Below are 17,102 nucleotides of genomic sequence, written 5' to 3' on the forward strand. Positions count from 1 at the left end.
ATGGTTCGGGCATTTCGACGAATTCGTTGCGGCCCTTCCAGAAGTCTTCGCATCGTGACGCGCACTTGTCGCCGCAGAAGAGTTGTGCAAAAATATGTACAACTTTTGGAGGCGACATGAACCGAACCAGCGTGGTGCCCGTCGCCGAGGCGCGTCGCGACTTCAGTCGGATCCTTCGCGCGTTTCGAACGGATCCGCGTTCGGCGGCGCCAGTCGTCGTCGGTTCGCATCGGAAGCCGGAAGCAGTCATCGCACCGATCGACTTTCACTGGTCGGCGCCGACGATCGCGTTCCGTGATGAGGTGCATCGCCTCCGCGACGTGATCGCGCACCTGGCCGAGGCAGCCAACCTCCATGATGTCGCCCTGGTGGGGTCCGTCGCGCGTGGTGAAGACACGGTCGACAGCGATATCGACCTCCTCGTCTCGCTCGGTGCCGGAGCTGACTACTTCGACTCCGCACAGTTCGCGATCGACGTTGAAGCTGTTCTCCGTCGCTCTGTCGACGTCATTGACCGTGGCACGCTCGCCGAAGGGCATCCGATTCTCGCGGAGGCCGTGCCGTTGTGAACGCAGGCGACCGGATCGCGCGCTTTGCGGGGGACTTGCGCCGATTCTTCCGCGAGATGAGTGAGTTCGTGGATCGCGGCAAATGTGCGTATGACGATGATCTCGCGGTCCGCCGGGCCGTCGAGCGTACGGCGGAGAACATCGGCGAGGCGATCAAGCGGCTCCGCGCGCTTGACGCTGACCGTTTCGCCGATCCAGCGTGGCAACACGCGGCGCGTTTCCGGGACTTCATCGCGCACCACTATGAGGAGATCGATCACGACATCGTCTGGCGCATCGCCACTGTGCGGATGCCCGCGCTCGAGGCGATGCTCGACGACTCATGACGGCCGCGCCCGTCGGATGTCGCCGGATCCGAGTAGCGTGAGCACATGGCCGTTCGCACCCCCGATCCTGATCCCGATGACCAGCCGGGCGATGACGCGAGCGATCTGAGCGGCGTCTCGAGCGTGCCGGGCGGATCCGCGAACCCCGCATGGCTCAGCGACATCGAGCTCGCGGAATCACGACGCCGCCTGCCGATGCTCTACGTCGAGGCCGTCCCGGTGCGCACCGACGGCGCCGGCCAGGTGACCGAGGTGGGGATCCTGCTGCGCTCGACGAGCGTGGGTGAGCTGGTGCGCACGATCGTGTCCGGCCGCGTGCGCTACGGCGAGACGGTGCGCGACGCGCTGTACCGCCACCTCGAGAACGACCTCGGCCCGATGGCGTTCCCACAGGTGCCGCCACAGCCGACGCCGTTCACGGTGGCCGAGTACTTCCCGATCCCCGGCGTGACGCCGTTCCACGACGACCGCCAGCACGCGGTGTCGCTCGCCTACGTCGTGCCCGTCACTGGGTCGTGCGATCCGCGGCAGGACGCTCTCGAGGTGACGTGGATGACGCCGGAGGAAGCGGCGTCCGACGCGCTCGCCGCCGAGATGGAGGGTGGCCGCGGCACGCTGATCCGTCAGGCGCTCGCCAGCGTCGGCATGTTGCGCTGACGTCTTTCGCGCCAGGAGTCACGGGTTCACGCCCCGTCAGCCACCCGCGCCCCCACACATCCTGCGGCGAAGCGCCCGAGCCCCCGCACATCCTGCGGCCAGGCCCGTCACTCACGAAGCGCCCTCGGCCCCCACACATCCTGCGACCACGCCCCGCGCCCAGACGCCCCCGTGAGCCGACCGCAATACATCCGCGGAATGACGCGCGGTAGCGGTCGGTCTCGTACCGTGAGACCGTGAGCTTCTTCCGCCCCATCGGCCCGATCCGCCTCGGCATAGACATCGCGATGGCGGTCGTGTTGCTGGCCGTGGCTTGGTACGCCGCGCTGTACTCGGGAGGGGCCGAGGCGTTGATTGCGGTGTTCATGGCGGCCGCGCTCGCCGTGCGTCGGCTCTCGCCCGGGCTCTCCCTGGGGATCGCCTGGCTGGGCGCGATCGTGCAGATGTCGCTCGGCCTGCCGCCCCTCGCTGTGGACTTCGCGATCTTCGGCGTGCTCTACGTCACCGCGGCATACGGATCCCGGCTGATCATGTGGATCGGCCTCGCGTCGACCGGTGTCGGGGCGATGACGGTCGCGGGCTACCTGATCGCGACAACCACCACCTCGCCCTGGTACCGCCCGATCGATCTCCTGATGGACGCGGTCCCCACCGGGCTCGCCGCGCTGTTCGGATTCGGCCTGTCGTGGACCGCCGGCGCCCTCGTCCGCGCGTTGCGTCGCGCCGACGACAACAGCCGCGCCCAGGAACGCGCCGAATCGGACGCGGTCGCCGAACACGAGCGCGGCCGCATCGCCCGCGACATGCACGACGTCGTGGCGCACTCGCTCGCGGTCGTCGTCGCGCAGGCGAACGGTGCACGCTACGCGGCCAAGACGGATCCGCAGATCGCGACGGACGCGCTCGCGACGATCAGCCAGACGGCCGGATCCGCGCTCGCCGACGTGCGCGTGCTGCTCGCCCAGCTACGGCACCGCGAGGCAGACGGGCCGCAGCCGACGCTCGCCGATCTCGACGCGCTGTTCGCGCAGGTGCGGCAGGCCGGCGTGACCCTCGCCGTCGACATCGACCCGGCGCCGCGCGGCGACGTGCCCGCGGCGGTGCAGCTCGCGGTGTACCGGATCCTGCAGGAGGCGCTCACGAACGCGTTGCGCCACGGTGACGGCGGGACGGTCGACGTCCGCCTCGCCTGGCATCCCGGATCCGTCGCGCTCGCCGTCGACAACGCGGCGAGCGCGTCGCCGCTCGAGCCGCGTGGATCGCAACTCGAGCCACGGGGGATCCTCGCGGAGCCGCGCGGACCCCAGCTCGACCGGCGCGGCGCCCACGGCGACTCGCGCGGCGAGGAGGGGAGCCGGACCACGGGGCATGGCATCATCGGGATGCGCGAGCGTGCACAGCTCGCCGGCGGGACGCTCGAGGTGGAGCACGCCGACGGCCGGTTCGCCGTACGCGCACAGATCCCGTGGAAGGAAGAGGCATGATCGGCGTCGCCCTCGTGGACGATCAGTCGCTGTTCCGCGCGGGCATTCGCATGCTCGTCGACTCGCAGCCGGACATGCGGATCATCGGCGAGGCGGGTGATGGCCGCGCCGGCATCACGCTCGTGGACCAGGAGCGGCCCGATATCGTCCTCATGGACATCCGCATGCCCGTCATGGACGGGATCGAGGCGACGAGGGAGATCCTCACGCGACCGGATCCGCCGCGCATCATCATGCTCACGACCTTCGACCTCGATGAGGCAGCGGCACGCGCGATCCGCGGCGGTGCGAGCGGGTTCCTCCTCAAAGACGCCGACCCGGAGTTCCTCCTCGCCGCGATCCGCGGCGTGCACACCGGCTCGAGCGTCATCGCGGCGGCCGAGACGCGGGAGCTTTTCGCCCACTATGCCGACCGCAAGCCGGTCCCCGAGGTCTTCGCCCGTCTCACCGAACGCGAGCGCGAGATCTTCGGCCTCGCCGCACGCGGGTTGAACAACGCGGAGATCGCCGCGCGCGAGTTCCTCAGCGAGGCGACGGTGAAGACGCACATCAGCCGGATCCTCACCAAGCTCGCCCTGCGCGATCGCGTGCAACTGGTGGTCTTCGCCCACGACCACGGCCTCACCGGCTGACCCGGCATCGCGCTCGCCCTCGCACACCGCCCTCCCAACACGACGCCGCCGGTCCCGCGAAAGTTCGCACGAACCGCCGCGCCAGGCTCGCTCCGGACGCGAAGCGACTGCGTTGAGGTGGACGCGAACGTCATCCTTTCGATGTACGAGGATCACCCCACCGCCCGATGTCCCGACCCGGCGGCGGAAAATACCGTCGGAGGTATGGAGAACACAGAGGGTCTCGCGGCCCGCGTCATCGACCTCACGAAGAGCTTCGGATCCGGTTCGGGCGCCGTCACCGCGCTCGACGCGGTCAACGTCGGCATCCGCCGCGGCGAGTTCACGGCGATCATGGGGCCGAGCGGCTCCGGCAAGTCGACGCTCATGCACATCATGGCGGGCCTCGACGACCCCACTCAGGGTCGCGCCTGGATCGGCGACACCGAGATCACGGGGCTCGGCGACCGCGAGCTCACGCTGCTGCGGCGTCGCAAGGCCGGGTTCGTGTTCCAGTCGTTCAACCTCGTGCCGACGCTCGATGTCAAAGCCAACATCCTGCTGCCGTTCGACCTCGACGGGCGCCGCCCGACGGCGGCCGAGCAGCACCTCGTGCAGGATCTCGTCTACGACCTCGGTCTGGGCGACCGCCTGACGCACCGTCCCCACCAGCTCAGCGGCGGACAGCAGCAGCGCGTCGCGATCGTGCGCGCCCTGGCCACGGCGCCCGACGTCGTCTTCGCGGACGAGCCGACCGGCAACCTCGACTCCCGCACGGGGCGTGAGGTGCTGCGGATCCTGCGTCGAGCGAGCGAGGGCGGTCAGAGCATCGTGATGGTAACGCACGACCCTATTGCCGCGAGCTACGCCGACCGCGTGCTGTTCCTCGGCGATGGCCGGGTCGTCGCCGACAAGCCCCGCCAGAGCGCCGAGCAGATCTCCGAGCACATGCTCCGCAGCGAGATGGCGGCCGTCGCGTGAGCGCCGTCGCCTTCGAAGCGCCGGACCGCGCCGGGGTGCTCGACGCCCCGGCGCGCGGCGCCTCCCTCACCTTCCTCCGCGAGCGGGGGATGGGCGCGAGCGTGCTCGTCACGGCGCTGTCGTCCGGCTTCGGCGTCGCGCTGCTCGCTCTCGCCACCTACGTCGGCTTCCTCGCCCAGGAGTACATGGGCTACGGCGGCACCGTCGGGGTGATGGTCACCGTGCTCACGGTGCTGTTCATCGTGATCGCGATGTACGTCGCCGCCATCGTCACCGCGAACACCTTCGCGACGATCGTGGCCGGCCGCACGCGGCAGATCGCGCTGATGCGGCTGATCGGATCCACGGCCCGCGACGAGCGCCGAAAGGTCGCGAACCAGGGGCTGGTCGTCGGCGTCATCGGATCCGTCATCGGCCTCGTCGTCGGCGTCGCGGTCGCGTACGCCGGACCCGCGATCGCCGAGAGCGTGCTGTCCGCGCCGGCGTACGAGGACCCCGTGACGCTCTGGATGCTGCTGCCGATCCCGGCGGTCATCCTCACGACATGGGTCGCGGCGTGGGGCGGATCCCGTCGCGTGCTGAGCGTCACACCGAACGAGGCGCTCGGGGGAGCGGTCGCCCGCACGCACGCCGACCAGGCGGGGCGCCGCGGACGCAACGGCGCCGCGATGACGCTTGGAATCCTCGGGATCCTGCTGCTCACGGCGGGCCTCGTGCTCGGGCTGTACACGCCGCTCGCGGTCCTCATCGCGTTCGTGGGCGGTCTGCTGTCGTTCACGGCGCTCGTGATGGCGTCGGCCGCGATCATGCCGCCGATCCTGCGGCTCGTCGGGCGCGCGTTCGGCGGATCCGCGACGGCGCGTATGGCGGCACAGAACGCGCTGCGCTACCCGGAGCGGTCCAGTCGCATGTCGATCGGGGTCGTCGTGGGCGTCACGCTCGTCGTGATGCTGGCGGTCGCCGCCGAGACGTTCGAGCGGATCCTGCTCGTCGGCGTGCCCCCGGACGAGGCCGAGGCGACCGGCATCTCGGGGTTCATCGACATGCTCTCCGGGGTCATGATGGGGCTCGTCGGGTTCGCCGGTGTCATCGCCGCGGTCGGGCTGGTCAACCTGCTCACGATCGGCGTCGTGCAGCGCCGCGCCGAGCTCGGCCTGCTGCGTGCGCTGGGGCTGTCGATCGGACAGATCCGCCGCATGGTGCTGCTCGAGGCAGTGCACATCACGCTCTCCTCGACGCTCCTCGGCCTCGCGCTGGGCGTCGCCTACGGCTGGATCGGCGCGCAGTCGACCACCGGATCCGTGCCGGAGGGCGGGCTGCTCATCGCGCCCGCGATCCCGTGGATCCCCGTCGCGATCGTGGTCGCCGCGGTGGCGGTGCTGACCATCGTCGCCTCGGTCGCGCCGACGCGCCTGGCCACCCGCATCAGCCCGGTCGAGGCCCTCGCCGTGGAGTGACCCCGCCTCGCGGTAGCGGGCGCGCAACCTTCCACAGATGGCTCTAAAACGCGCGAGTTGGAGCCATTTGTGGAATGTGGGCGCCCGGGACGCCGTGGATCGGAGGCCTTACGACGACCGGCCGGCGTCGTGGAAGGCGCGTTGCAGGGCAGCGCGCACCGCGACGACGCCGCGGGATCCGGCGGACGCCTCGCGAGCGGAGGTGAAGATCTCGCGCGTGGGGGCGTCGGGCAGGTCGATCAACCGCACGGGGCTCTCATCGCCGGCGAGCAGTTGTTCCGGCAGCAGGCCGACCGCCCGCCCGGCCGAGATCATGCGCAGCTGCGCGAGCAGGTCGGCCGCGCTGTAGCGGACGTCGGGTTCGAATCCGATCGCGCGGCACTGCTGCACAGACCACGCGTGCACGGCGGTGCCGCGCGGCTCCATCACCCATGCCTCATTGGCGGCCTCCGCGAGGGAGGTCACCGCCGAGGAGTGACCGACCGCGAGGCGAATCGGGTCGCTGCCGAGCGCCACGCGGTCGAGTCCGGCGACGTGCTCGCGGGTGTGCCCCGGGTACTGCTCCGCGATCACGAGGTCGAACCCGCGGGCGGCGACCTCGAACAGGCCCTCCTCGGGTGGCACGACCGCGATCTCGACGCGCATGCCGGGGTGGGTCGTCTCGAGGATCTCCAGCGTTCGGGGCAGGAGTGCGCGGGCCGACGTCTGCAGGGCCGCGATGCGCACGGGCGCGGGCATGGGGTTGTCCACGTCGAGCTCGGCCCGCGCCCGCTCCTCGAGCGCCAGTACCTCGGCCGCATGCGCCGCCACGGTCTCGCCCTGAGCGGTCAGGCGCACACGGCGGCCGTCAGCCTGCAGCAGCGGAACGCCGACCTCGCTCTCGAGCTGGGCGAGCTGCTGCGACACGGTCGACGGGGCGTAGCTGAGCGCCGCGGCGACGGCGGTGATCGTGCCGCGCAGCTGCAGCTCGCGCAGGAGCAGCAGGCGGTGCGAACTCCACGGGGCGCTCATGGATCCGACGTTACCTGCCGATCCATTCCCGAGAGGATGACTTTTCGTCGACGCGAGGCCCTCATTGCCGGATCCGCCCTCGCGCGACGCGAAAGTCCTCTGCTCGCGACCCATCGCCGCGGCCGAACGGATCCGTTCGGCAGAAGGGGGTAGATCGCGCGCGGGGTCAGCGGGAGGATGAGGGCGGGTGCCGACGATGCGCCCGGAACAAGAACGTTCGAGCTTTCCGAATGGATTCCTTCGAAACTTTGCGCTTTACCTGACGGTTATTCGGGCGCACGATGGAATCACCATCGGAGAAGAGGTGACCTTCATGACCATCGAACAGGGTGGATCGACGCAGTTCTCGGCCCCAGACGTGACTGCGCGGCTCGACAGGGCGCTTGCGGACGAGGCGATCGCACAGGTGCGTACGTGGCTGATCGAGGCGCGAGCGGAGAAGGTCGATTCGGCAGCCAAGAACCTCGCCGGCGTGCTGAGCGACCCCAAGGGCCTCGACTTCGCCGTCGGATTCGTCGACGGTGTCGTGCAGCCCGAGGATCTCCACGTCGCCGCGCGCAACTTCCAGCGCGTCTCGCGCGACGTCCCCCGCTTCCTGCCCGCGCCCCTGCGCGGTCTCGTCCGCCTGGGCGGAGCCGTCGCCCCGATGTTCCCGCCGATCGTCGTGCCGATCGCGCGCAAGGTGTTGCGCGAGATGGTGCGCCACCTCATCGTCGACGCGAGCGAGAAGGGCCTCGGCCCGGCGCTCAAGAAGATCGGCGGCGAGGGCACGCGACTCAACATCAACCTGCTCGGCGAGGCGATCCTCGGCCAGCGCGAGGCCGACAAGCGCGTCGCCGACACGATCCGTCTCATCGAGCGCGACGACGTCGAGTACGTCTCGATTAAGGTCTCGTCGACCGTCGTGCCGCACAGCCTCTGGGCCCACGACCAGGCTGTCGCCGAGGCCGTCGAGGCGCTCGCGCCGGTGTTCCGCGCCGCGGTCGCCAACGACACGTTCGTCAACCTCGACATGGAGGAGTACAAGGATCTCGACGTCACGCTCGACGTGTTCCAGCAGATCCTCGACCGCGACGAATTCCAGCGCTCGCGCGCGGGCATCGTGCTGCAGGCGTACCTGCCCGACTGCCTCGCCGCGATGATCCGGCTGCAGGAATGGGCGGCGACGCGCGTCGCAAACGGCGGATCCGCGGTGAAGGTGCGCGTCGTCAAGGGCGCGAACCTGCCGATGGAGCAGGTCGAGGCCGAGACGCACGGCTGGCCGCTCGCGACCTGGCAGTCGAAGCAGCACACCGACGCCGGCTACAAGCAGGTGCTCGACTACGCGCTCACCCCCGAGCGCATCGCGAACGTGCACGTCGGCGTCGCGGGCCACAACCTCTTCGACGTCGCGCTCGCAAAGCTGCTCGCCGAGCGGCGCGGCATCCAGATCGCCCCCGGATCCGGCGTCGAGTTCGAGATGCTGCTCGGCATGGCGACCCAGCAGGCGGCCGTCGTCCGTCGCGACGTCGGCGAGCTGCTGCTCTACACGCCGGTCGTGCATCCCAGCGAGTTCGATGTCGCGATCGCCTACCTGGTTCGCCGTCTCGAGGAGGGCGCGAGCTCGGACAACTTCATGTCGGCGGTGTTCGACATCGACAGCGACGAGCGGCTGTTCCAGCGTGAGCGGGAGCGCTTCCTCACCTCAGTCGACATGATGCCGACAGAGGTGCCGGAGCCGAACCGCGTCATGGATCGCCGCGAGCCGCAGCCCGACGGTCCCCGCGGCGAGTTCCGCAACACCCCCGACACGGATCCGGCGGTCGATGCGAACCGCGACTGGGCCGCCGACATCCGCGCACGCATGCAGGAGTCGGACCTCGGCAACGCGACGATCGAGGAGGCGACGCTCTCGTCCCCCGAGGCGCTCGACGAGACGATCGCCGGCGCCTTCGCTGCCGCCGACGAGTGGCGAGCGCGCCCGCTCGCCGAGCGCGTCGAGATCCTACACCGCGCCGGTGACGAGCTGCAGCGGCGTCGCGGCGACCTGCTCGAGGTCATGGGATCCGAGTGCGGCAAGGTCGTCGAACAGGGCGACCCCGAGGTGAGCGAGGCGATCGACTTCGCCCACTTCTACGCTCGCAGTGCCGAGAAGCTCGCGGAGGTCGACGGGGCCGAATACGTTCCCGCGAAGGTGACCGCCGTCATCCCGCCGTGGAACTTCCCCGCCGCGATCCCGGCTGGCGGTGCGCTCGCGGGGCTGGCGAGCGGATCCGCCGTGATCTTCAAGCCGGCCCGTCAGGCCGCCCGCACCGGCGCCGTCATCGCCGAGGCACTCTGGGCCGCCGGCGTGCCGCGCGAGGTGCTGCGCCTCGTACGCCTCGACGGCCGCGACCTCGGCGAGCAGCTGCTCGCGGATGAGCGGGTCGACCAGGCGATCCTCACGGGCGCATACGAGACGGCCGAGCTGTTCCGCTCGTTCCGTCAGGACCTGCCGCTGTACGCCGAGACGAGCGGCAAGAACGCCATCATCGTCACGCCGAGCGCCGACTTCGACCTCGCGGCGAAGGACATCGCGTACTCCGCGTTCGGGCACGCCGGGCAGAAGTGCTCGGCCGCGTCGCTCGTGGTCCTCGTCGGATCCGTGTCGAAGAGCGAGCGCTTCCGTCGCCAGCTGCTCGACGCCGTCGACGGCTACGAGGTCGGCTATCCGTGGGCCGAGGGCGCGCGGATCGGACCGGTCATCGCCCCCGCCGAGGGCAAGCTCCTGCGCGGGCTGACGAAGCTCGAGCCGGGGCAGAAGTGGGTGATCGAGCCGCAGCAGCTCGACGACTCGGGTGCGCTGTGGTCGCCCGGTATCCGCGAGAACGTCGAGCGCGGCAGCGAGTTCCACCTGACCGAGTACTTCGGGCCGATCACGGGCATCATGACGGCCGAGACGCTCGAGGAGGCGGTCTCGATCGTCAACGACATCGAGTACGGCCTGACGAGCGGTCTGCACTCCCTCGACGTCGACGAGATCCAGCAGTGGCTCGGATCCGTGCAGGCGGGCAACGCGTACATCAACCGCGTCATCACGGGCGCGATCGTCGAGCGCCAGCCGTTCGGTGGATGGAAGAAGTCGGCGGTCGGCCCCGGCACGAAGGCGGGCGGGCCCAGCTACCTGTTCGGCCTGGGCACCTGGACCGACGCGCCGCAGACCTCGTCGCGGCGGGACGCGCGCGGACATGCGGATGCCGCCTCGCGCCGCGCCGTGAAGGCCCTGCCGGAGGGGGATCCCGCGTGGCTCGAGAGGGCGCTGGCGAGTGACATTCGCGCCTTCGCCGATGAGTACGGTGTCGCGCGCGACGTGCAGGGCCTCGAGCTCGAGCAGAACGTGCTGCGGTACGTGCCGACGCCGGTGACCATTCGCTACGAGGGATCTCGCGTCGAGGAACTCGTGCGCGTGGTCGCCGCCGGAGTGCGGATCGGTGCGCCGATCGATGTGTCGTCGGCCCTGCCCGTGGCGCAGGAGGTGCGCGACTATCTCGCGGACGTCGGCGTGGCGTTCCGCGTCGAGGAGGGCGCGGCCTGGGCGACGCGTGCCGCGGCGTTCGCGAAGAGTGGTGCGCGGATCCGTCTCGTCGGCGGCTCGTCGGAGCCGATCTTCCTCGCGACCGAGGGTGAGCCGAACGTCGCCGTCTACGACGGCGAGGTCACCGGATCGGGGCGCGTGGAGATGCTGCCGTTCGTGCGCGAGCAGGCGGTCTCGATCACGGCGCACCGCTTCGGCAACCCGCGCCGCTACGAGGTCCCGGTCGTCGCCGGCGGCGCCGGATCCCTCGTCGCCCACTGACCCAGCCCAATTTCAAGGGTCGCCAGAGTTTGCACGCGTGGGGCCACCCACGTTGCATTCTTTGGCGACCCATTCCATGTGGCGCGTGAAGACCGCGCGCCAACCCCATTGGGTCGCCAGAGTTTGCAGCGTCGAGGGCCTGACACCTGCATTCTTTGGCGACCCAATGGGGTGGTCAGCGGCAGAGGCGGTCGAGGGCCCCGACGAAGCGGTCGATGTCGGCGGGCTCCGTGTCCCAGCTGGTGAGCCACCGCACTTCGCCGGTCGCGTCGTTCCAGTCGTAGAACATCACGTGCTCGCGCAGGCGGTCGGCGACGCCGGGCGGCAGCGTCGCGAACACGCCGTTGGCCTCGGTGGCCTGCGTGAACCCCACGCCGGGGATCCCGCGCCCCTCGATGTCCTTGCGGAGGCGCGCGGCCATGGCGTTCGCCTGCGCGCCCGCGCGGATCCACAGGTCGTCTTCGAGCAGCGCGACGAGCTGCGCCGACACGAACCGCATCTTGCTGGCGAGCTGCATCGTGCTCTTGCGCAGAAAGTCGATCCCCGTCACCGCGCCCGGGTTCAGCACCACGACCGCCTCGGCCCCCATCGCGCCGATCTTCGTGCCGCCGAAGCTGAGCACATCGACACCGGAAAGGATCTCGCGCAACGGTCGGCCGAGAGCCGCGACGGCGTTCGCGATGCGCGCACCGTCGACGTGCACCGCGAGCCCCAACTCGTGCGCGACCTCGGCGATCTCGCCGATCTCCTCGACCGAATAGAGCGTGCCCATCTCGGTCGACTGCGTGATCGACACCACCTCCGGCACGATCGTGTGCACGCCGCGGGATCCGGCATGGCGGCGCACGAGATCGGGTGTCAGCTTCGCGTCCGGAACGTCGACCGGCACGATCTTCAGCCCGCCCACCTTCTCGGGAGCCCCGCCCTCGTCAGTGTTGACGTGCGCGAGCGCGGGCGTGATGACCCCGCCCCAGCGGCTGACCATGCTCTGCAGGGCGAGCACGTTGGCGCCGGTGCCGTTCCAGACGGGGTACACCTCGGTCTCGTCACCCAGCAACTCAGCGAATCGCCGCTGCAGTTCCGCGGTGTAGGGATCGTCGCCGTACGAGCTCACGTGACCGAGGTTGGCGATGCGCACCGCCTCGATCACCTCGGGGTGAGCCCCCGCGTAATTGTCGGAGGCGAAGGTACGGCGGGCGGCGTCATGCAGCGGTTCCACGGATCCAGAGTATGCGCCGGCGGCGACCACACGGCTCGACGCCGAGAACTCGTCAGGGGCGCGCCATGCGCAGGTCGCGCAGCATGCGGCCGCCGCGCTCCTCGGATTCGACGCCCCCGTCGAGCCGGAACCCGTGCTTCTCGTAGAACGCGATCGCACGGTTGTTGCCCTCGAGCACCCACAGGTACGCCGGATCCGCGCCAATCGCGGTGCGCAGCAGCTCGGCGCCCACACCCGCGCCGTGCGCGATCGGATCCACGTACAGCGCCCACAGTTCACGCGCGCAGGGCGCGTCGTTGTCGCGCGCGGCGCCAGCCGAGGCGAACCCGAGCACGCGTTCGCCCTCGACCGCGACGACCGTCGCGGACGTCGGAGTGTCGGTCTCGATGCCGGCGTGCCCGCCTGCGCCGGCGGTGCCCACAGTCGCGCTCGCCCCGCCGAGGATCCGCTGCCACCGCTCGGTGCGCGCAGCGACATCGAGCTCGTCGAGGAGGGCATCCGGCAGCAATCCCCGGTAGGTGGACTGCCACGTGCGCACGTGCAGGTCGGCGATCGCCGCGGCATCGGACAGTTCGGCACGGCGGATCCGGATCGGCATGGCCCGATTCTGCCACCACCGCGCGTCACGCTCCGCCCCGGCGGTCGTGTCTGACGGCGGATGACGGGCCGCGTGCATCTGAAGCCGGGCGACGCGTAGCCTGGAGGCATGACGGATCCGCGGTCTCAGTCCACCTACCAGATCCGCCTCGCGTGGGGCGCCGAGGGGCTCGCACGGTTGGCGCCCGCAGGGATCATCGTCGTGATCGACGTGATCGGATCCCCGGAGAAGCTTGCGGCCGACGCGGTGGAGCAGCCGAACGATCCGACCGTCTTCCTCGGCACGCTGCGCAACGCGACGGCCACGGCCCAGGCCGTCTACGACGAGCACCTCGCACGGGGCGGGCGCAACGCCATCAACCTCGTGCTGGTCGGCGACGACGGCGCGTTCGCTGTCGAGGACTACCTCGCCGCCGGCGCAATCGCCGACGGGCTGTCCGCCCGCGGGCTGGACCACTCGTCGCCCGATGTCGCCGTCGCCACGGAGGGGTTCCGGCCCCTGACCCGCGCGCTCAAGCACCTCGTGTCCGCGAGCGCGGCGGGTCTCGCGCTCACAGCCGAGGGCAAGGGACCCGACGCGCGTACCGCGGCCGAGCTCGACGCGGAGGCGGAGCCGACGCGCGTCATCATCGCCGAAGAAGACTGACGACGCGGAACCGCGAAACGCGCGGGCTGCGGCGGCCCGGGACCTTGCCGTCCATCGGGAAATTCGGCGAGCATCTCGAGAAATCGCGCGTATGTGCCCGATCTGGGCGGATTTCGAGATGGTCGGCGAAGCGGCCGACCGCCCAGACGTTCGGCGCACCCCGGCCTGGCCGCGGCGTCGCCGATGCGTTCGACCTACCGCGGGCGCTGGGCGGCGAGCCGATCGGCGCGGGTGATCTCCCGCCGTTGCCACCGGAACGCGAAGCGCGCGTCGAATCCGCGCGCGCACTTCACACATGACGACGCGCGCGACGGCCGGCGGTGGCGGTAGACGGTATGCCCGTTGGGGCATACGCCAATCCACGGCGCGAGCTCCGTCGCCGTCTCGAGGCTGTGGGTCGTGCCGCCCACGTATCCGAGCTCGCGCGAGATGCGCTTCCACTTCGCGGAATGACCGGCAGCCGGACCAGCCAGCGCGTGCGCGACCTCGTGCAGCAGCGTCTGGTGGATGTCGTCGTCGGAGAACCGCGCGGCGAGATAGCGCGAGACCGAGATCCGCTTCCGCGTGAAGTCGCACAGCCCGGCGCGTCGCTTGGCGTTGTCGAACGCGAACGTCCACGACGGATCGAGGTGCATGCGGATGAGCGCGTTCGCCCACACAGTCACACGATCCAGATCAGCCACGGCTCCAGGCTACGGCGATCCTCCGACACGAATCCTCGCGCCACGCTCGTCGGCCAGTAGCGGCGCGACTCGCACGGCACCGCGCGCTCGACCACGGCGCGTCCCACTCGGCCACGGCCGCACCCCCGATCGACCTCGGCATCTCCTGCTCGGCCACGCCCGCATCCCCGATCGACCGCGGCACGGCCAGCTCGACCGCGGCAGCACCCCCGATCGACCGCGGCACGGCCAGCTCGACCGCGCCAACAGCCCGAGAACCGCCCCGAGAACGACCCCCCGCTCAGGCGATCGCGGAGCGGCGGCGCTCGGCCGCCTCGATGAAGCTCATCGCCTGCTCGAGCTGCGTGTCATCGGCGCCGAGCTCCTGACGCATGAAGAGCTCGCGTTTGAAGTCCGCGCGCGCCCCGTTGTAGTCGCCCGCGTCGTATCGGGTCTTGCCGCGGTGCGAGTAGGCGAGCGCCGCGATCCGCGGCCACCCCTGCCCCTCGGCCTCTTCGATGCACGTCGTCAGCTCGGTCTCGGCGCTCGTGTACGCGCCGCGCAGCTGGTTCACCGACGCGTGCAGGATTCTCGCGTGCAGCAGATCCTTGCGGGTGCCCGACATGCGCGCGAGGCGCACGGTGTGCTCGGAGATGTCGAGGGCCTCGGCCATCTCACCGAGCACCTTCAGCAGCCAGACCTGCTCGAGCTGCGCGGGAAAGCTGCGCTGACTGCGCACCTCGGCCAGGCGCTCGTACGCCTCGGTCCGATCGACGATCTCCTGGAGGGTCTCCGTGTCGTAACCCCGAATCAAGCCCACGCCGAATCCCTTCTCCCGCTTCTTGCGATGCAGACTTCCATCCTGCCTGGTCACGGCCTGATAACAGCCTCGGCGCGCGGAGGATCACCGTTCGAACAGCGACAGCGAGGGTTTCGGAGAGGCGGTGGCGTCGGCATCGGTCGCGGGGAGGGCGCCGGCGACGAAGCGGTCCACTTCGGCTCCCTCGGCCACCTTCGCCGGGTGCGGGCCGGCCGCCATCAGCCGCGGCAGCCAATCGGTCGGCAGCGGATCCGCCGAGGCGGCGAACACGAGATTGCCGAAGCGGCGCCCCTTGAGTACCTGCACCTCCGCGAGGATCGCGAGGTGCGGCAGAGCCTCCCGGATCGTCGCGGCCTGCCGGCGCGCGAAGGCGAGCCCGGATCCGTCGGCGACATTGACGAGCAGGATCCCATGCGGCGCGAGCAGCGTGGCTGCCTCGGTGTAGAACTCGACGGTCGTGAGGTGAGCGGGTGTCTGCGCGCCCGAATACACGTCGCTCACGACGAGATCGGCGGATCCGACGAGCGCGGGAGGCATGCGCGACAGGCCGGCACGCGCATCGCCGAAGCGCACCCGGATCCGTGCGTCGCGCGGCAGCGGCAGGTGCTCGCGCACGAGATCGACGAGCGGCTGGTGCAGTTCGACGACCTGCTGGCTGGAGCCGGGACGCGTGTGCGCGATGAAACGAGGGAGCGTCAGGCCGCCCGCACCGAGGTGGACCGCGCTGATCGGACCTTCCGGCAGTTGATCGATGACCGCGCCCATCCGCGCAACGTACTCGAACGAGAGGTGGCTCGGATCTGCGAGGTCGACGTGCGACTGCGGCGTGCCGTCGACGACGACCTCGAAGCCGTCGTCGAACTCCGAGGGGCGGATCTCGGCGATGCCGCCGCCGTCGAGCCGCGCCTGCGGAAACGCGATGTCCTTCTTTCGTTGCCGTCCCACGTGGCCATTCTCTCGGATGTTGCGCCTCACTCGAGCCTCTGTGGCGCATCGCGCTCGCCGGTCGCCCTCCCGCGAGTCCGCAAGTCTCCGACAAGTCCGGCGTGAATCGCAACGGACTTGTCGGAGACTTGCGGACCCGTCGGAGACATGCGGACTTGGCGCCCGCACGTGTCAGGGCCAGCAAGCCGGTGTCCGGGCGCGTCCGAAAACCTCCGCTCCCGGGGGACGAACGGCTACCGCGCGCGGGTGCCGAACGTGGCGTCGTCGCTGTTGCCCCGCGCGCGGAGGTCGCCACGCACCGAGAGCCGGCCCCCCTCGGCGTCGATTTTCAGACCCGACACCTCGAGCGACGAGGATCCGAACTGGAACGCCGTGCCCGCCATCTCGCGCAGCTGGGGGCGCAGCGGCAGGAGGAGGAGCTTGGTGAGGAAGCTCTTGCTCGCGGCCGTCGCCCGATGCACCGTGACCTCGCCGGCCTCCGACACCGACACGTCGAACCCGATACGCGCCGACATCGGCACGAAGAACACCTTCGCGGCGCCCCCGACCGTCACGACGAAGCGGTTCTCTCCCTGCGGCTTCACCGCGAGCTTGAGGTCCTTGGCTGACGCCGTCCACCGCGTCGCGTCGCGCATGCGCGACTGCGCGAGCGAGAGGGCGAGTGCCGCGATGTCCTCCTGCGCCATCGAGAACCGGAAGGATCCGCGGGTGCGCTTCTCGTCGTCCCGCCCCTCGCCGAACGTGCCGAGAAGCCGGCCGTTCCGGCGCACGAGGATCCATTCGATCGGAGCGTGCGTAACGGCGACCTCCGCGCGCATCTCCACGCCCTCGACGGTCACGGGATCCGCGCGCAGGCGCAGCTCACCGATGCTGCCCGGCGTGCGCGAGACGACCTCGTCGCGCGACGGATCCGGGATCCACGCGCCGTCGTCGTGTGCGAGGCGCGAGCCGTCGATTGAGATCTCGGCCCCGGTCAGATCCGCGGTGAGCTGCTCGACGTGCGATCGGCTCGTGAACGCCGACGAGCTCACGCGCATGCCGGGGGAGTCGTTCCACTCCACCTTCACGCCCGACGCCTCGAGCCGCGACAGCAGCTGGGCGAGGCCGGTCTTCAGGGTCGTGCCCGATGCGGGCCAGGCTTTCTCGCTCGACGGGTGCCAGGGCCAACGATTCATGTCACCCAGCGTATGGGACACGAGGGTTGCGCGCCGGGGTTATACCCGAGAGGAAAATGTGAGTCAACTACCGGGGTAGACATCGCGTGTCTCTCCGGGTAGAGTCGACAGTTGCGCTCATTGGCTCT

16 protein-coding genes are annotated in these 17,102 nt (G+C 70.2%); 9 read left to right on the forward strand and 7 right to left on the reverse strand.

The genetic code is table 11. The features are described 5' to 3' along the window. The first annotated feature begins 116 nt into the window (after positions 1 to 116). The 7 genes from IEW87_RS04555 to IEW87_RS04585 all read left to right on the forward strand — a co-directional run bounded on the left by IEW87_RS04555 (position 117) and on the right by IEW87_RS04585 (position 6,085). Positions 117 to 569: a nucleotidyltransferase domain-containing protein gene (locus IEW87_RS04555; protein WP_188711098.1), complete on the forward strand. Its 453-nt coding sequence runs from the start codon at positions 117 to 119 to the stop codon at positions 567 to 569. Positions 570 to 625: 56 nt separating this feature from the next. Continuing rightward, positions 626 to 895, forward strand: coding sequence for a HepT-like ribonuclease domain-containing protein (locus IEW87_RS04560; protein ID WP_188711099.1), 270 nt, complete (start codon positions 626 to 628; stop codon positions 893 to 895). A gap of 45 nt (positions 896 to 940) precedes the next feature. Next, positions 941 to 1,552: an NUDIX hydrolase family protein gene (locus IEW87_RS04565; RefSeq protein ID WP_188711100.1), complete on the forward strand. Its 612-nt coding sequence runs from the start codon at positions 941 to 943 to the stop codon at positions 1,550 to 1,552. Positions 1,553 to 1,788: 236 nt separating this feature from the next. Continuing rightward, positions 1,789 to 3,036 (forward strand): sensor histidine kinase, encoded by a 1,248-nt coding sequence (locus tag IEW87_RS04570; RefSeq protein ID WP_229730951.1) that lies wholly within the window; start codon positions 1,789 to 1,791, stop codon positions 3,034 to 3,036. Next, a complete protein-coding gene (locus IEW87_RS04575) occupies positions 3,033 to 3,668 on the forward strand; it encodes a response regulator (protein ID WP_188711101.1) in 636 nt (211 codons plus the stop codon). The genes IEW87_RS04570 and IEW87_RS04575 overlap by 4 nt, the downstream gene beginning before the upstream one ends. 204 nt (positions 3,669 to 3,872) lie before the next feature. Continuing rightward, complete coding sequence (locus IEW87_RS04580; RefSeq protein WP_188711102.1) at positions 3,873 to 4,628, forward strand: ABC transporter ATP-binding protein; 756 nt, start codon at positions 3,873 to 3,875, stop codon at positions 4,626 to 4,628. Continuing rightward, positions 4,625 to 6,085 (forward strand): ABC transporter permease, encoded by a 1,461-nt coding sequence (locus IEW87_RS04585; RefSeq protein WP_229730952.1) that lies wholly within the window; start codon positions 4,625 to 4,627, stop codon positions 6,083 to 6,085. The genes IEW87_RS04580 and IEW87_RS04585 overlap by 4 nt, the downstream gene beginning before the upstream one ends. A 108-nt stretch (positions 6,086 to 6,193) precedes the next feature. On the opposite strand, the gene IEW87_RS04590 is transcribed toward IEW87_RS04585, so the two are convergent. After that, positions 6,194 to 7,096, reverse strand: a complete 903-nt coding sequence (locus IEW87_RS04590) for a LysR family transcriptional regulator (protein WP_188711103.1) — start codon at positions 7,094 to 7,096, stop codon at positions 6,194 to 6,196. A gap of 313 nt (positions 7,097 to 7,409) precedes the next feature. Between IEW87_RS04590 and IEW87_RS04595 the strand changes: the two genes are divergently transcribed. Continuing rightward, on the forward strand, positions 7,410 to 10,910 hold the full coding sequence (locus IEW87_RS04595) for a bifunctional proline dehydrogenase/L-glutamate gamma-semialdehyde dehydrogenase (RefSeq protein ID WP_188711104.1): 3,501 nt from the start codon (positions 7,410 to 7,412) through the stop codon (positions 10,908 to 10,910). 175 nt (positions 10,911 to 11,085) lie between these two features. Here IEW87_RS04595 and IEW87_RS04600 read toward each other — a convergent pair whose 3' ends face one another. Both IEW87_RS04600 and IEW87_RS04605 read right to left on the reverse strand, forming a co-directional pair. After that, positions 11,086 to 12,129 carry a threonine aldolase family protein gene (locus IEW87_RS04600; protein ID WP_188711105.1) on the reverse strand — a complete coding sequence of 348 codons (1,044 nt, stop codon included), beginning with the start codon at positions 12,127 to 12,129 and terminating at the stop codon, positions 11,086 to 11,088. Between the two features lie 52 nt (positions 12,130 to 12,181). After that, entirely contained in the window at positions 12,182 to 12,727 is a 546-nt protein-coding gene (locus IEW87_RS04605) for a GNAT family N-acetyltransferase (RefSeq protein ID WP_188711106.1), read from the reverse strand. 108 nt (positions 12,728 to 12,835) lie between these two features. Between IEW87_RS04605 and IEW87_RS04610 the strand changes: the two genes are divergently transcribed. Beyond that, entirely contained in the window at positions 12,836 to 13,372 is a 537-nt protein-coding gene (locus IEW87_RS04610) for a 2-phosphosulfolactate phosphatase (protein WP_188711107.1), read from the forward strand. 194 nt (positions 13,373 to 13,566) lie between these two features. On the opposite strand, the gene IEW87_RS04615 is transcribed toward IEW87_RS04610, so the two are convergent. The 4 genes from IEW87_RS04615 to IEW87_RS04630 all read right to left on the reverse strand — a co-directional run bounded on the left by IEW87_RS04615 (position 13,567) and on the right by IEW87_RS04630 (position 16,974). Further along, positions 13,567 to 14,055 (reverse strand): SprT-like domain-containing protein, encoded by a 489-nt coding sequence (locus tag IEW87_RS04615; RefSeq protein WP_188711108.1) that lies wholly within the window; start codon positions 14,053 to 14,055, stop codon positions 13,567 to 13,569. A 280-nt stretch (positions 14,056 to 14,335) separates the two neighbouring features. Then, a complete protein-coding gene (locus IEW87_RS04620; protein WP_308420913.1) occupies positions 14,336 to 14,908 on the reverse strand; it encodes a hypothetical protein in 573 nt (190 codons plus the stop codon). Between the two features lie 30 nt (positions 14,909 to 14,938). Then, entirely contained in the window at positions 14,939 to 15,799 is an 861-nt protein-coding gene (locus IEW87_RS04625) for a spermidine synthase (protein ID WP_188711109.1), read from the reverse strand. A 233-nt stretch (positions 15,800 to 16,032) separates the two neighbouring features. Further along, complete coding sequence (locus IEW87_RS04630) at positions 16,033 to 16,974, reverse strand: hypothetical protein (protein WP_188711110.1); 942 nt, start codon at positions 16,972 to 16,974, stop codon at positions 16,033 to 16,035. Positions 16,975 to 17,102: the final 128 nt, after the last annotated feature.

It is taken from the genome of Microbacterium faecale, assembly GCF_014640975.1.
Taxonomy (GTDB): Bacteria; Actinomycetota; Actinomycetes; order Actinomycetales; family Microbacteriaceae; genus Microbacterium; species Microbacterium faecale.

Coding starts and splice junctions, on each gene's coding strand:
- IEW87_RS04555 (WP_188711098.1), top strand. CDS start 117: ATGAACCGAACCAGCGTGGTGCCCGTCGCCGAGGCGCGTCGCGACTTC.
- IEW87_RS04560 (WP_188711099.1), top strand. CDS start 626: ATGAGTGAGTTCGTGGATCGCGGCAAATGTGCGTATGACGATGATCTC.
- IEW87_RS04565 (WP_188711100.1), top strand. CDS start 941: ATGGCCGTTCGCACCCCCGATCCTGATCCCGATGACCAGCCGGGCGAT.
- IEW87_RS04575 (WP_188711101.1), top strand. CDS start 3,033: ATGATCGGCGTCGCCCTCGTGGACGATCAGTCGCTGTTCCGCGCGGGC.
- IEW87_RS04580 (WP_188711102.1), top strand. CDS start 3,873: ATGGAGAACACAGAGGGTCTCGCGGCCCGCGTCATCGACCTCACGAAG.
- IEW87_RS04590 (WP_188711103.1), bottom strand. CDS start 7,096: ATGAGCGCCCCGTGGAGTTCGCACCGCCTGCTGCTCCTGCGCGAGCTG.
- IEW87_RS04595 (WP_188711104.1), top strand. CDS start 7,410: ATGACCATCGAACAGGGTGGATCGACGCAGTTCTCGGCCCCAGACGTG.
- IEW87_RS04605 (WP_188711106.1), bottom strand. CDS start 12,727: ATGCCGATCCGGATCCGCCGTGCCGAACTGTCCGATGCCGCGGCGATC.
- IEW87_RS04610 (WP_188711107.1), top strand. CDS start 12,836: ATGACGGATCCGCGGTCTCAGTCCACCTACCAGATCCGCCTCGCGTGG.
- IEW87_RS04630 (WP_188711110.1), bottom strand. CDS start 16,974: ATGAATCGTTGGCCCTGGCACCCGTCGAGCGAGAAAGCCTGGCCCGCA.